Source organism: Legionella sp. 227 (assembly GCF_043161935.1).
Classification (GTDB): Bacteria; Pseudomonadota; Gammaproteobacteria; order Legionellales; family Legionellaceae; genus Legionella; species Legionella sheltonii.
In genome coordinates, this window is record NZ_CP171154.1 from 2,197,159 (window position 1) to 2,212,311 (window position 15,153).

A 15,153-nucleotide genomic window follows, 5' to 3' on the forward strand; every position below is an offset into this window, starting at 1 on the left:
GATGAGCGATGCCCTCACCCCATGTGCAACCGGAATGATGGGTAACACTTTAAACCGGGATGATAGGTAACAGATTAAAATTTTAGGGCCTAGAAATTTTATTCTGTCTCACATCAATCATCCCTAGTTTTAGTTTCGAGAAGAATAAAGAGGCTCTTCCATCATCAATGATTTGCAAGCCGACAAGTTCTCCTCTTAGTAATTCAGAAACATAATATTTTTTACCAAACCATTTTATCTCACCGTTGGTTCTCACTTTCCGCACTTCATAATTACAAGGGTAACTGACTTCTGGGAGTTTATTGGGTAAACTTCTTGATGAAGCGCGATAGATATCTGCAGGTCTTTTTCCATCAAGTGCTTGGTGAGGTCGTTCTTGATTATATTCATTTCTAAATGCATCAAAACAGTGTTGTTGTTCCTCAAAATTTAATTTTGGAGGTGAAGCCACCGCTTCTTTTAAAGTTCTATGCATTCTTTCGTGTCTTCCGTTTTGTTCTGGATGACCTGGTTCAATGCGCTCAGGCATTATCCCGAGTTTTAACCACCAGATTGAAAGTGTTGTTAAGGCACCAATCCCCATTCCAGCGAAAGGTTGTCCATTATCGGTTCTAATTACATCGGGAAGACCATACTCAATAAATGCCTGCCTAAATCCTTCTTTTGTTTCTTTTTGTCGAGGACCAACTAATCCTTTGCATAACAATAAGAAACGACTGTGATTGTCCGTTATCGTCAGTGGATAACAATAGGTGCCACCTACCTTAAATTGTCCTTTAAAGTCAGCACTCCAGGTATGATTTGAATCGTTGCATTCCCTAAATGGTTCTGTACACGCTGATACGCGCCTCCTGTATTTCCTCGGCTTAACTAAACCATGCTTCTTTAAAATATCTCCTATAGTACTTACTGCCGGCCACACTTCTTCGGACTCATTAATTAATAACCAATCTCTTAATTTGTCCGGGCCCCATTTAGGATAACGATATTTCAACTCAATTAATCGTCGTTGCTTCTCATAAGGTGTTCCATTTGGATGGTGATGCCTTGCATGGGATTTTGGTTTCAACGCAGCCTCTCCCTCTGCTTTATAGCGATTTATTAGTTTATAGCCTGTTTTTCGACTCACTCCATAACGCTTACACAACTCGCTAAAACTAAATTCTCCTTTTAACCAATCTCCAATAAATTTTAATTTCTCTATTTCAGCCTTTGTATTCAGCCAATTCATTGGTAACACCTTTTTCTCCTAGAATAGTGTTACCTATCATCCCGGTTTAAAGTGTTACCAGTCTACCCGGTTTGTACCCCACCCCTACCTCTCCCATTTGTGGGAGAGGTGATTTGAGTAATTAAGCAGCTTTGAGCTGAGGATTCAAAGAGACAATGCGAATCCTATGATTATCTGGATCAAGTGCCACGAAAGTATAACCAAAATCCATCATTGTTGGCATTTGGGCAATCTGGATTCCTTGTGTTTTCCAGAGAGAATAAAGCTCATCAATTGCACAATCATCGTGCACTTGCAGTGAAAGCTCATTTCCACCTCCAAAAAGAGTGGCATGGGGTTCAACCGCGTGTTTCGACCATAAGCCAAGACGCATGCCTGCTTTCAATACAAACATGACAAAAGTAGGGGATGATTGAATCGGTTGACTCTTAAGTATCCTCTCATAAAAAGGTGCACTGACTAAAGGATTATCGACGTAAAAAATTACTAAATTGGGATCAAGATGCATAATAAACTCCTTGTGATTTAACGGAGATATGAGTTTAAAAGATAGTGCTGACAGTTTTTGTCAGCAGTGATTGGTTACGATAATGCAAGATATGGATAACCAAAGTGATTGGTGTTTTAATATCGCCAAAGTGCTTTGCCCAATCAGTAAGGCTTTATTGAAAAATCAGAGGTTATCTCGAATCTTTGTGGGAATGACAAAGAGGCTGCTTGTACTTATCGTATCGGCCCAAACAATTTTTCAATAATAAGTATAAAGATAGGAATATTTATAAGGAAGTTTGATCATGAATAAGTTTTACGTAGATCCTGATATTGCACAAGCCTCTACCTTACCTGCGCACTTTTATACGTCGCTAGAATGTTTCGAACAAGCAAAAGAAAAAATATTTTCCAGGACTTGGCAGTTTTGTTGCAGCACTGAAAGTTTGCGCTTAGAGGGACAGCTGGTACCTTTTACCTTATTGCCTGGATTGTTGGATGAGCCTTTGTTATTGGTACATGATGAACAAGACCGGTTCCGTTGTCTGAGTAATGTATGTACCCATAGAGGTAATATCTTGATTGAGGCGCCTTGTTCTGCCGAGAAAATTAAATGCTCCTATCATGGCCGCAGGTTTAACCTTAGTGGAGACCTTTTGCATATGCCTGAGTTTGAGAAAACCTGCAACTTTCCAACTCAAAAGGACAACTTGCCGCAAATCCCATTGGATTGTCTTGAGCCCTTTCTCTTTGCTTCGTTGGCGCCGCAAATGTCGTTTAGGGAGGTTTTTGCAGAGATTAAAGAACGTCTTTTTTGGTTACCCATGGAAAAAATGCGTCTTGATAGCAATCGTTCCCGTGATTATTTAGTTAAAGCGCATTGGGCATTGTATTGCGAAAATTATCTTGAAGCTTTACATATCCCCTTTGTCCATCATTCATTAAGAAAAGTGATTGATTGTACTACTTATACCACAGAGCTTTATCGTTATTGCAATTTGCAATTGGCCCTAGCCAGTCACGGTGAAGAACGTTTTGATTTGCCTAAAGATTCCCCTGATTACGGGAAACAAGTAGCGGCTTATTATTATTGGATTTTCCCAAATACAATGCTTAACTTCTATCCATGGGGATGCTCTGTAAATGTAGTAAAGCCCTTAGGACCTGAATTAACTAAAGTGTCATTCTTAACCTACGTTCTTGATGAGTCCAAGTTAGGTAAAGGAGCTGGGGGTGATTTGGATAAAGTGGAACGTGAAGATGAAGCAGTCGTCGAGTCGGTGCAACGGGGAATCCGTTCGCGTTTTTACGAGTCCGGTCGATTTTCACCCACAAAAGAACAAGGAACCCACCATTTTCAACGTTTGCTTTGTGAGTTTCTTAATGATTAATCAATAAAATCATTAAGAGTAAATGTTTCGCAGGACGTAAAGCGAATTAATGCTAGCTTGAGAACCTTCTCTTTTTCTAGATTCAAGGATTGAATGATGCATGATTTAACCTCCGAACCGTCGCTCCAGCGAAAGCTCAATGCGCGTGTATTGGGAATGATCACCTTGGGTGGTTCTATTGGAACGGGTATTTTCTTAGCGAGTGGCAATGCTTTATCCTTGGCTGGGCCTGGTGGTACCTTGCTTGCCTATTTGATTATGGGTGTTATGGTCTATTTTTTGATGACCAGCCTTGGTGAAATGGCAGCATTTATACCTACTAGTGGGGCATTTTATGTGTATGCAGCCCGTTTTTTTGATCCTTCTTTAGGGTATGCACTGGGATGGAATTATTGGTATAGCTGCGCTATTTACATTGCATCAGAAATTTCTGCCTCTGCATTAATCATGCATTTTTGGTTTCCTGAGAGTTCATCTTTGCTTTGGTGTTCTATTTTTCTCTTATTGATTATGGGATTTAATGCAATCTCAACTAAAGCATTCGGCGAGATGGAGTATTGGCTTTCATTGATTAAAATTTCTGTGGTTATTTTGTTCATTATAACTGGATTTTTCTTGGTTTTTGGTTTTACAGAGTATCAAGCAGGTGGTTTCCAAAATTGGCGCATTGGTGATGCCCCATTTCATAGCGGATGGATTGGTATTCTTGGTGCTTTTGTCGCAGCGGGCTTTTCTTTTCAAGGAACGGAACTTATCGGGGTAGCTGCAGGGGAGAGTGTACATCCTGATAAAACGATTCCCAAAGCTATAAAAATGGTCTTTTGGCGGATATTAATTTTCTTTGTTTTATCACTTTTTGTTATTAGTCTTTTAATTCCCTACACCTCATCACAGTTGAGCAGTTCTGATGTGGTAATGAGCCCTTTTACCCTAGTGTTCCAACAATACAATAAAGCGTTTGCAGCAATGATTATGAATGCAGTGATTCTTATTGCCATTATATCGACCGCTAATTCAAGTATGTATGTCGGTAGTCGAATGCTTTGGTATTTAGCTAAGGAGGGACATGTTCCCCGAATTTTTTCTGTGGTCAACCAAAGAGGGATACCGGTTTATGCTTTAGCCTTAACCAGTGCGGTTGCCATGTTGGCTTTTTTATCCTCTATATTTGGCAACGGGACGGTTTATTTTTGGTTACTCAATGCAACAAGCCTTTCCGGTTTTATTGCCTGGATGGGAATAGCACTAAGTCATTATCGCTTTCGCAAAGCCTATTTGCATCAAGGAAAAGATCTCGCCAAGCTGCCTTATTTGGCCAAGGGGTATCCTTTTGGACCCTTGTTTGCTTTTGGCGTATGCCTCATCGTGATTGGCGGGCAGAATTATACTGCCTTGATGGCGACCCCCATTGATTGGTATGGCTTGTTGATTTCGTACATCGGAGTACCCCTTTTTCTTATGATCTGGTTAGGCCATAAGTGGATGAAAAAAACAAAAATCATCCCTTTGCATGAGTGTCAGTTTCACAGTGAGTAAACAGGAAAAATGGTCATTCTCGGCGCTACAAGTGATTGACGTAGGTTGGCAACAGCTTTCTCAATGAACACATACGTTTACGGAAATTGAAAGAGGAGTTATTTAAAGCTTACTATAATAATAATTTATTTCATGGAAGAATTCTTATGGCAAATAAAGTACCAAACATTGTTATTGTAGGTGGTGGTGCAGGAGGTATGGAATTAGCTGCTTTATTGGGGAATAAATTCGGAAAAGCAGGTAAAGCGTCCATTACTTTAGTAGATTGCTCACCCACTCATATTTGGAAACCGTTATTGCATGAAGTTGCCGCAGGTAGCTTGTTTACCAATGAAAACGAAATTGATTATCTTGCTTATGCAGCGACTCATCATTTTCATTTTGTTTTAGGAGCTCTTGAAGGTCTAAATCGAAGCAAAAAAGAGATTTATTTGTCCCCTTTTTTCAGTCACGAGCAAGAAGTTTTGCCTAAACGAGCCGTTTCATACGATATTTTATTTATTGCGGTGGGAAGTGTCGCGAATGATTTCAATATTCCTGGGGTTCGCGAGCATTGTTTGTTTTTAGATAACATAGACCAGGCAGCCTATTTTCATCGCGAATTATTAAACCGTTTCATGCGTCTTTCCCAGCAGCCACAGCAAGGTCCATTTCATCTCGTGGTGGTGGGAGGTGGTGCTACTGGAATTGAACTCATCGCAGAATTAAATAACACAATCCATGAAATTATAAATTATGGCATCGGTATTCAGCCTGACGTTGTTTCGTTTACCCTGATTGAAGCGGCAAGCAGATTATTGACCGCACTTCCAGAAGAACTCTCAGAAAAAGTATCTGCGGAATTAACGCGCATGGGAGTAAAAATTTGTGTCAACGAGCAAGTTGATAAAGTGACCGAACGTGGTTTGCATACTAAGTCAACCCAATTTATTCCGGCCGATCTGGTGGTTTGGACTGCTGGTATTAAAGCCCCAGATTTTTTGCAGCACATGGATGGCTTGGAGGTGAATCATATGAGTCAGCTTGTAGTGAAGCAAACCTTACAAACAACCCTTGATGATTCTATTTTTGTTCTGGGTGATTGTGCGAGCTGCCCACAAACCCATTTAGATAAAACGGTTCCTCCTCGTGCGCAAGCAGCCCATCAACAAGCATTGTTTTTATATAAAAATTTGGATAAATATTTAGAAGGGAAGCCTTTACCTGTTTATCATTATCGTGATCATGGTTCTTTAGTGACTTTAAGTCATCATGTCATTGGTAATTTAATGGGTAAAATTACCAATCGATTCATGATAGAAGGCAAGTTAGCCCGTTTATTTTATTTATCTTTATATAAGCAACATCAAATGGCATTATATGGTGGGTGGCGAGTTTTCTTGCTGACCTTGTCCAATATTTTAAGTCGCAGAGTGAAGCCGCGACTCAAGTTGCACTAATGAGACCCGAGGAACTTCTAAAACCCAACCTTTAGAAGTTCCTAAGGCATCAATTCAAAAAATAATAACGCAGGAAGCAACAATGTGGGACCAGAATAAAAAAGAATATTTAAAGCGTCTGTCCAAGATTAAATCTTATCTTAAAGACAACAAATTTGTTGAGGCGCACGATTTAGTCTCCGTGCTTTCTTTGCTCATACGCTCAGGAGACCGAGTATGCATTGAAGGCGATAACCAAAAACAAGCGAGTTTTTTGGCTACGGCAATGGCTCAGCTAAATCCTGCAGAAGTCAATCACTTGCATATGATCCAATCAGCAATTGCCCTGCCAGAACACCTTGATGTCTTTGAAAAAGGAATCGCCAATCGAATTGATTTTTCTTATTCTGGTCCGCAATCCGTGCGACTTGCTAAAATGGTGTACGATAAAAAAATTGAGATAGGTAATATTCATACCTACAATGAACTCTTTGGGCGATTAGTTGCAGATTTGACACCTAATGTGTGTTTATTAATGGCTGATAAGGCAGACAGACAGGGGAATTTATTTACAGGAGCGAATACAGAGGAAACACCAGCGCTTATAGAGGCGACTAATTTTAAAAACGGTGTGGTTGTGGTGCAAGTCAATGAAGTTGTTGAGCACCTACCCCGGGTTGATATCCCTGGAGATTGGGTTGATGTGATTGTTCAAGGTCCGCAAATAGCTTATATCGAACCACTGTTTACCCGTGATCCTGCGCAAATTGATGAAGTCAAAATATTAATGGCGATGATGGTCATCAAAGGGATATATGCACCTTATCAAGTGAATATCTTAAATCATGGCGTAGGATTTAATACCTGTGCTATTGAGTTGCTTTTACCCACCTATGGTGAATCATTGGGCTTAAAGGGAAAAATATGCCAGCACTGGGTGGTTAATCCTTTACCTACTTTGATCCCTGCCATAGAAGCGGGATTTGTGAAAACAATATATCCGTTTGGAGGAGAAGTGGGCATGAACCGCTATGCTGCGGCTCGTCCCGATATTTTTTTCACCGGTAAAGAAGGAGAACTCCGTTCGAATCGCATGTTAGGCCAGTTAGCTGGGCATTATGCGTGTGATGTTTTTATCGGTGCAACCTTGCAGATGGATCTTGAGGGAAATAGTTCTACAGCAGTTGAGGGACGTATAGCAGGTTTTGGTGGCGCCCCTAATATGGGTTGTGATGCTCCTGGTCGACGCCATTCTTCTTATGCTTGGTTGAAGGCAGGGCAAGAACGCAGCCAAGCACTGGGAACTAAAATGCCTCGAGGAAGAAAATTGGTGATTCAAATGGTAGAAACGTTTCAGAGTGCAACACAACCCACCTTTGTGGAAAAATTGGATGCTTGGGCTTTACAAAAATCGATGAATGCTGATTTGCCTGCAGTAATGATTTATGGAGACGATGTAAGTCATGTAGTGACTGAAGAGGGAATTGCTAATCTCCTGATGTGCCAAACTCTTGAGGAGCGCGAACAAGCCATTCGCGGTATTGCCGGATATACTGAAGTGGGAGTAATGCGCGATCGGATGAAGGTTGAAGAGTTACGACATCGAGGAGTAATAATACGCCCGGAAGATTTGGGAATTAAAGTTTCCGATGCAACTCGAGATTTATTGGCGGCCAAATCAATTCGTGATCTGGTTGTGTGCTCTAAGGGTTTATATGAACCGCCTGTAAAATTTAGAAATTGGTAGGGCAAAAATATGGAACAGATGGAATTTCGTTTTACACTTTCTGGTGCACGTCTTCAAGGTAAAAAAACAGTTTGTGGCGTGGTTGGCTCCGGTAATCTAGAAGTTATTATTGAAACCAATACGACTCCAGAAACAATTTTTACTATCCAGACGGCAATTGAACATTATAAACCCGTTTGGAAAATGGTTATTGGGGATTTTGTGAATCAACACCAGCCTGTTGGTTTGCAATTTACCATCAATGATAATGGAGCAACTCCAGCCGTTGTTTTATTACGTTTAGGGCAAGCGTTGGAAGAGTTTCAAGGCAATTACAAAATAGGAACAAATTATGAAGAGCTTGATGCTCGAGAACGAATCCAGGTTCTATTTGATGAAGACTCGTTCACGGAGTGGCTTGCCGATGAAAAGCTATACAGTCCCTACTTGGCGGCTTTAAATTTACCGGGTGAATCAGACGATGGCCTTGTCATAGGTTCTGCTCTGCTACAAAAAAATAAAGTGCTTGTTGCTGCGCAACAAAAAGATTTTATGGGCGGTGCCGTGGGCGAAATTCATGGGGCGAAGCTTACTGGTTTATTCAAGGCTGCCATTGCAACTCAGACTAAGGCGGTGATCCTTCTTATTGATAGTGGTGGTGTACGTTTGCACGAAGCCAATGCTGGCGAAATTGCAATTTCGGAAACAATTCGCTCTATTTTTGAGGCAAGACTTCATGGAATAACCACTATAGGGGTTATTTGTGGTAGAAACGGTGCTTTTGGCGGCATGGGAATTATTTCTGCTTGTCTGGATTATCTCATCATTAATGAAATCGGGCGTATTGGCGTATCTGGCCCCGAGGTGATTCAAGCGGTAGCAGGTGCCAATGCTTTTAATTCACAGGATAGAGCTTTGGTTTGGCGTGTATATGGCGGAAAAACCCGCTATTTACAGGATATTGCTCAAAGCTATGTAGGTTCAAATGTTGCAGCGGTACGTGCTCAATTGCTTGCTGCTCTTGAGAAGAATGTGCCGCTGGATCTTAACTCTGTGAAACAAAAACAGGCTTTGTTAAAAAAACGCTTTCTAGAAACGCAAGGATATCAAGAGGAGGGGGCTTATCTCAGCCACGTTGCGCCAAAGTATGCTGCAACGCTTTTTGATATGGACGAGCAAACCTTTTTACAGGCAGCAAGAGATATAAAATCGTAGTCGGATGACTTGTCGCCCGGGTGTTTGGTAGCCCCGATTAGCGACAAGGGTATTAAGTTGGCGATAATACACAAGGAATAAGAAATGATCGCATTAAAGGGCCTTCTCAAACAGATATTTTCTCAGGATATTAAGTTGACAGAAAACCAATCCGTTATTTATGGGCATGCGACGTTGAAGAATCAGCCGCTTCACATTCTTGGAGTCAAGGAATCAACATTTTTGGGTGCAGAGCAAGCCTTGATTATGGCTCAGCATGTCATTGATATTCTTGAGCGTCAATCAAAAGATCCTGTTTTGCTTTTAGTTGATGTTGCTGGACAGCAGTTAACCATGCGCGATGAATGGCTGGGGATGCAACAATATTTTGGTCATTTACTTGAATGTTTGGAGTGTCTACGCCAACAAGGGAATGCGTTGATATCTCTGGTTTATAACCAAGCATTAGGAGGAGCTTTTATTGCTTATGGTTTGACTGCAGATACCATTTTAGCCTTGCCGGATGCAGCCTTAGCGGTGATGTGGTTGGAAGGCATTGCAAAAGTAACCAAAATAGAATTAGATACTCTCAAGGAACTTAGTAAAACATTCCCAGTTTTCGCCCCAGGAGTGCAAAATTTTTATGAATTGGGTGGGATACATGAGATAGTAAATCCATCTGAATTGGCTGAAAAAATTAATTTAGCGATCCAAAAAAATAATACAAAGGACGAGCGGGCACTCTTGGGTAGTGAGCGAGGGGGCAGAAAGCTTGCTTTCTCGATTATCAATAAGGTAGCCAATCACTTATGAATGCACAACGGCATCATTTAATTTATCTTAATCCCCATGCTGATTTTGTGATTAGGTCATGTCATGAGGATCAGAAAATGATTGCCGAAAAGACTGCTCTTTGGCTTGCACAAGGACTGCCTTGTATTTATGCCAAACAATTTGCCGGTCAAGAAACAATTAATTTAGGCTTAACTCTGTTGCATGATAATCAAAAGCATCGGATTGGTTTGCAAGTCGCTCCATCCTTTGTGCAAACACAAAAGCCGCTTCCTCAACTTATTGAGATGCATGAATTTTTCTCACGGTATTATCAGATTACCGATTTACAGCGTATTACTAATTTATATCCCGTTTCAGATATCGCTGTTTATGGCTCATTTTTATTTCATTATTTATCTGGATACTCTTTTGTTAACCACACTTCAGATCTTGATTTACTTATCTATTATCAAGGATATTCTTGGAGTGATTTACATGAAACAATTCAGGCATTAACCAAAAAATTTAATCGAACGATAGATGGAGAGGTACGTTTTCCTCATTTTGGTGATATTCCAATTAAAGAATTACTCGATTTATCGGCAAAAAAACTGTTGTGTAAGAGTAAAGACCAAGTTGCGTTATTATCAAGAACTGAACTTTATGAATACTACACCATGCTGTGAAAGAGCACTCGCCAAAATGGCGGTTAGAGCACTTTATTTTGAAGTGAAAGCATACCCAAAACCAGGATTAGTCAGTTTTGTGGATGCCGGTGCCCATCACGATATGAACGGCGATACGTTTTATCGCAGTCTTTTTACCTTGCGTCATTATTTTTATCACATCACAAAAAAGGGATTAGTCACCCGTTCTTTTGAAGAATTAAAACACATTGCGATTGAGGCGGAAGAGCGCATGCTAAAAAAAACTTGGGGAGTAAATACACATCGTGGTGCTATTTTTGCTTTGGGTATTGCCTGTGTCTCAGTGATTCGTTTAGCTCAAGAAAAGAAATGTTTTACACCAGCTGATGTGCATCTACAGTTACTGAATGATTGGCCAAAGCATTTACAACATCATGAAGGAAATCCAGAAAGTCATGGGGCCATTGTACGTCGACAATACAAAGTAATTGATGCCAGGCAAATGGCAATACGTGGTTATGATTTAATTTTTCATTTACTTCCCGATTTCATTGCACTTTTTATAGATACTCAATCCCTGGATACCGCTTGCTTATTTGCTTATGTGGCACTTTTACAGAATATGGATGATACAAATATTCTTTATAAAAAAGGAAAACCTGGCTTAGATTATGCAAAATCCAAAATCAGAGAGCTATCAGTTAAAGATAGTTTGCCAGCACAAAGACAGAAGGCTTTGGAAATCCATCGACTTTTTTCCGAGTCTGGGATTAGTCCAGGTGGGGTAGCCGATTTGATTGGTCTTTTATTGTTTCTTGGTCAATTATTTTGCCAACCGCTTAGAAATTATTACCCGCGCCATCAATTAATTGAGTCTAACTTACCTAATTCTTTTAAAGTTTAATAATTTTAGACAAATCAATCTATACTCTAATTAGAGTCTTATAGAACATACAAAGGAGAAAGTACTATGGAACTGGGTCATAATCTACCTCAAGCAGATATAATTCCCATACTTTCTCGCGCGACTATTTTTACGGGTATTGGTCTTATTGAACAAAAAATGCTAGCTGACAAATGTGTTATTGCAAACTATAGGCCTGAAGAAATCGTTATAGAGCAGGGTGAAATAGGTGATATGCTTTATATTATTATTCGAGGCAGCGTGCAAGTTTCCATAAAAACACAATCTATGGGTTGGAAGCGTATTAATACTTTAGGTCCAGGCGATGTGTTCGGGGAAATTGCTATTTTACGCAATATTCGCAGAACAGCGCGCATTAGTACAATAACTGCTTGTCAATTTCTTACGATTAACGCTCGAGATTTTTTAGCCGTTTATCAATACTTTCCTGCGCGAGCCAGAGACAATATTCAATTAGTTGTTGCAAAACGGTTACAAGAAAGTGGGGCACATGTACGTTTATAAGTACATAGTTCATCAGGAAGACATGCGATAAATTTTCCCCTCACTCTAACCTTGTTCCAGCTCCACCATCCCGAGCACTAGCGAGGGATCTCCGCATTCTAGCTACAGTATTATGATGGGAGATCCCTCACTAATGCTCAGGATGAGGAGGGAGAAGAGAAAATTTCTAAATTAATGACAGAGAGTATTGATGTCTGGAAATAAAAATGGAAGCAAATTTTCTTAATATTATTTTGGGATTTATCGAAGGATTTGGCCTTATTATTTCTCCTTGTATTCTACCCATTTTACCTATTTTTTTAGCCAGCTCACTTAGTGGATCCAAAAAAAGACCTATTGGAATCATTGTTGGTTTTACTTTGTTTTTTTCTTTCTTTGTATTTTTTTCACATCAATTGGTCCATTACTTAGATATTGATTTTAATTTAGTGCGTCATATCGGTTATGCCATTTTGCTTCTTTTAGGGGTCACTATGATCTCCAATTATTTAACCGAGCAATTTGGCAAACTAACTCAAGGGTTTACCCGCATAGGCAATTTTTTTTCAGCAGCCAATAAATCGGAAGGAGGTTTTTGGAATGGCCTTTTATTGGGGGGAATTATTGCTATTATTTGGACTCCTTGCGCAGGACCGATTTTGGCTGCAATTATCGTACAAACCGCATTACAAAAAACAACCCTTTTCAGTTTCTTTACTTTAATGGCTTTTGCCCTAGGAGCTGCTATTCCTATGTTTATTATTTCCCTATATGGGAAAAAATTAATAAATACGTTCGACTTTTTGAAAAAACGCGCCACCTTTTTCCGTAAATTTTTAGGTGGGGTGATTATTGCCAGTGTTGTTTATATGATCTACTTTGAAGGAGAGGTTGTTTCTACTTCCGTTACGCCTCAAACAGGAATTAAAACATCGAACTCACTCATTAATGGTTTATGGTTTCCTTATCCGGCACCACCGATACAAGGTATTGATGCTTGGATTAATTCACCTCCATTACGTTTAGTCGATTTGCATGGAAAAGTCGTTTTAATCGATTTCTGGACTTATTCGTGTATTAACTGTTTGCGCACGTTACCCTATATTAAAGACTGGTATACTCGCTATCATGATAAAGGATTAGTTATTATTGGAATTCACACCCCAGAATTTGATTTCGAAAAAAATCTGGATAACGTCAAAGCGGCAGTGAGTCGATATGGGATTTTATATCCTGTAGCACTTGATAGTCAGTTCGTTACCTGGCGCAACTATCAGAATCATTATTGGCCTGCACATTATTTAATTAATAAAAAAGGCGAAGTGGTTTACAGACGTTTCGGTGAAGGTGATTACGATGTTATGGAGAACAATATTCGCTTTTTATTGGGGATTAAGGACTTAAGCACCTTAAAATCTTTGCAAAACGCCTCTTTCACTCTCACCCAAACACCAGAAACCTATTTAGGATATGCGAAGGCTGACTCTAATTACAGTCCAGAACTTATTAACGATAAGACGGCTCAATATCATTTTGCTGATAAATTATCGACTAATGCATGGGGCTTAGAGGGATTATGGCAAGTCAATGCAGAGTATCTTCTCGCAGAAGACGTCAATTCAGCGATTAAAATACAATTTAATGCACGCAAAGTCTATGCCGTTATGGGAAATAGTTCTGCAAAACCTATTAAGGTTAGAGTCATTTTGACTGATGGACAGTCCGGTAAAAAACTTCAAGAAAAAAGTATTATAATCGATAAATACGCCCTATATGAGCTAGTCTCCCAAAAGAAATTCACCAGCGGATATCTACAGATTATTGCGAATGAGCCTGGCCTCAAAGTATACACTTTTACCTTTGGAAGTTGATGTTTGATTTCCACCCCATGAGTTTTCTATGAACACCTTCGTTTTTATCTCTGACAAGACACACGAAAGGCTTGGCCATCAATCAGGGAGGGTTCTTTTTTTTCTTCCTGGAAGAAGGAGGTTGTTTTGAACTTGCTGAGTTCAGGTGTTTTTGCAGGGGCCTCCTGAATTACTTCTACCGCTTTGAGCGTATTAGGTTTGAATTCCGGGTATTGATGTCGGAGCTCCAAAAAAGGTTCAATTTTGAATAGATTTTTAAATAATGCGATTACTTCTGCATCTTTTACTTTTTGTTCTAATAACATTCCTAAATCAATAAAAATTTGACCATTGTGAAAAACAGCAACCCCAGGGTTAATTGCTTCTTCAATTTCTTTTTGTGTATATTCGGAATCAGTCCATCCGTCAATCGCTTTGAGCGAAGCCCCTTTTTTTAATGCGAATGAAAAGCTATGAGTCAATGCATCGCGAAATTGGTTTGCATTTCCCTCCGGAAGCACAACATTTAAATTTTTACCGTAAAACCCTGAATTACTGGAAATTTTAATTCCCCATTTTTTGTGGTAAATGCTGTAGGATCTTAAAAATGAATGGATATTATCCGCTTTAACGAATTCTCTTTTGGGGTTTGGGGGAAAAGGGATACTTATTTCTATTCTTCCCGGGATTTTTGTTAAAAGGCTTGCAAAATTAAATGCACCAATATAAAAAAAATGACAATTTCCCCCTCCTAATACAGGGATATAATTTATAGGGTCGGTCGTATCTTTAGTGATACTTAAGAGGCTTACTTGCAAAAGGGGCCAGCCAGAGTGGTAATTGCGTAATAACCCAGGAATTTTATTTTTCTCCGTTTGGGTCTCGTTATAGATTTTTAAGAGGGGGGTCTGTTCTTCTTCTGAAAAAGAATCAATTGGCATGTTATTTCCTTTTAAACAATGACTATTTCATAAAATAACTATTTATTTTTTGATAATCGAGAGAATCTTTTTTACTTCAGCAACGACTTTTCCTTCTTTGTCGGTTATAGGAACAATAAATTCTGACTCAATTTTTTTCCTTTCGTTCACTTCAAGTCGAATTTTTTCGACCTGTTCTCGGGATAATTCAAATCGTGCATAAATAGTTCCCTTAGCAGGTATTTTATAGCGTATAGAGGCTGATTTATCCCAAACAATGTATCCTTTTCCTAATAAATGCATGAGCATCAACATATAAAATGGATCGGTCATGGAGTAGATAGAACCACCATAATGCGTACCTACATAATTTTTATTCCAAAAGCGCATTTTTAACTGAACAACAATATGAGTACCATCAGGATGAAAGTTTTTTACACTGATCCCAGCGCCCCAAAAAGGTGGCCAAAAGCGCATCATTCTTAATAATGTTGAGAATTTCATTCGATTATCCCAGTAGCATGGTCGCTATTTGCAGATCTTATTTTTCATTTTAAGTCTATTTCAGT

General features: G+C 39.5%; 14 protein-coding genes. 10 read left to right on the forward strand and 4 right to left on the reverse strand.

The annotated features are described in order from the left end of the window. Positions 1-82 precede the first annotated feature (82 nt). Both ACF8MK_RS09470 and ACF8MK_RS09475 read right to left on the reverse strand, forming a co-directional pair. Entirely contained in the window at positions 83-1,231 is a 1,149-nt protein-coding gene (locus ACF8MK_RS09470; RefSeq protein ID WP_392536436.1) for an integrase core domain-containing protein, read from the reverse strand. 121 nt (positions 1,232-1,352) lie between these two features. Next, positions 1,353-1,739 (reverse strand): VOC family protein, encoded by a 387-nt coding sequence (locus ACF8MK_RS09475; RefSeq protein ID WP_392536437.1) that lies wholly within the window; start codon positions 1,737-1,739, stop codon positions 1,353-1,355. Between the two features lie 286 nt (positions 1,740-2,025). On the opposite strand from ACF8MK_RS09475, the gene ACF8MK_RS09480 reads away from it, so the two are divergent. From ACF8MK_RS09480 to ACF8MK_RS09525, 10 genes are all read left to right on the forward strand, one after another. Beyond that, positions 2,026-3,111 (forward strand): SRPBCC family protein, encoded by a 1,086-nt coding sequence (locus tag ACF8MK_RS09480; RefSeq protein WP_392536438.1) that lies wholly within the window; start codon positions 2,026-2,028, stop codon positions 3,109-3,111. Positions 3,112-3,207: 96 nt separating this feature from the next. Next, positions 3,208-4,647: an amino acid permease gene (locus ACF8MK_RS09485; protein ID WP_392536439.1), complete on the forward strand. Its 1,440-nt coding sequence runs from the start codon at positions 3,208-3,210 to the stop codon at positions 4,645-4,647. Between the two features lie 146 nt (positions 4,648-4,793). Continuing rightward, entirely contained in the window at positions 4,794-6,086 is a 1,293-nt protein-coding gene (locus tag ACF8MK_RS09490; RefSeq protein ID WP_392536440.1) for an NAD(P)/FAD-dependent oxidoreductase, read from the forward strand. 82 nt (positions 6,087-6,168) lie between these two features. After that, positions 6,169-7,812, forward strand: a complete 1,644-nt coding sequence (gene mdcA, locus ACF8MK_RS09495) for a malonate decarboxylase subunit alpha (RefSeq protein ID WP_392536441.1) — start codon at positions 6,169-6,171, stop codon at positions 7,810-7,812. A gap of 9 nt (positions 7,813-7,821) precedes the next feature. Continuing rightward, positions 7,822-9,006 (forward strand): biotin-independent malonate decarboxylase subunit beta, encoded by a 1,185-nt coding sequence (locus tag ACF8MK_RS09500; protein WP_392536442.1) that lies wholly within the window; start codon positions 7,822-7,824, stop codon positions 9,004-9,006. 84 nt (positions 9,007-9,090) lie between these two features. After that, positions 9,091-9,798, forward strand: coding sequence for a biotin-independent malonate decarboxylase subunit gamma (locus tag ACF8MK_RS09505; protein ID WP_392536443.1), 708 nt, complete (start codon positions 9,091-9,093; stop codon positions 9,796-9,798). Next, positions 9,795-10,445, forward strand: coding sequence for a phosphoribosyl-dephospho-CoA transferase MdcG domain-containing protein (locus ACF8MK_RS09510; RefSeq protein WP_392536444.1), 651 nt, complete (start codon positions 9,795-9,797; stop codon positions 10,443-10,445). Before ACF8MK_RS09505 ends, ACF8MK_RS09510 begins: the two co-directional genes overlap by 4 nt. Beyond that, entirely contained in the window at positions 10,423-11,310 is an 888-nt protein-coding gene (locus tag ACF8MK_RS09515; protein WP_392536445.1) for a triphosphoribosyl-dephospho-CoA synthase, read from the forward strand. Before ACF8MK_RS09510 ends, ACF8MK_RS09515 begins: the two co-directional genes overlap by 23 nt. A 66-nt stretch (positions 11,311-11,376) precedes the next feature. Beyond that, positions 11,377-11,835, forward strand: a complete 459-nt coding sequence (locus ACF8MK_RS09520; protein ID WP_265704522.1) for a cyclic nucleotide-binding domain-containing protein — start codon at positions 11,377-11,379, stop codon at positions 11,833-11,835. A 206-nt stretch (positions 11,836-12,041) separates the two neighbouring features. Then, entirely contained in the window at positions 12,042-13,685 is a 1,644-nt protein-coding gene (locus ACF8MK_RS09525) for a cytochrome c biogenesis protein DipZ (RefSeq protein ID WP_392536446.1), read from the forward strand. Positions 13,686-13,729: 44 nt separating this feature from the next. Here the strand turns inward: ACF8MK_RS09525 and ACF8MK_RS09530 are convergent, their stop codons facing one another. Together ACF8MK_RS09530 and ACF8MK_RS09535 are read right to left on the reverse strand one after the other, a co-directional pair. Beyond that, positions 13,730-14,605 carry a hypothetical protein gene (locus tag ACF8MK_RS09530; protein WP_392536447.1) on the reverse strand — a complete coding sequence of 292 codons (876 nt, stop codon included), beginning with the start codon at positions 14,603-14,605 and terminating at the stop codon, positions 13,730-13,732. A 42-nt stretch (positions 14,606-14,647) separates the two neighbouring features. Continuing rightward, positions 14,648-15,088 carry a DUF4442 domain-containing protein gene (locus ACF8MK_RS09535; RefSeq protein WP_392536448.1) on the reverse strand — a complete coding sequence of 147 codons (441 nt, stop codon included), beginning with the start codon at positions 15,086-15,088 and terminating at the stop codon, positions 14,648-14,650. Positions 15,089-15,153 lie beyond the last annotated feature (65 nt).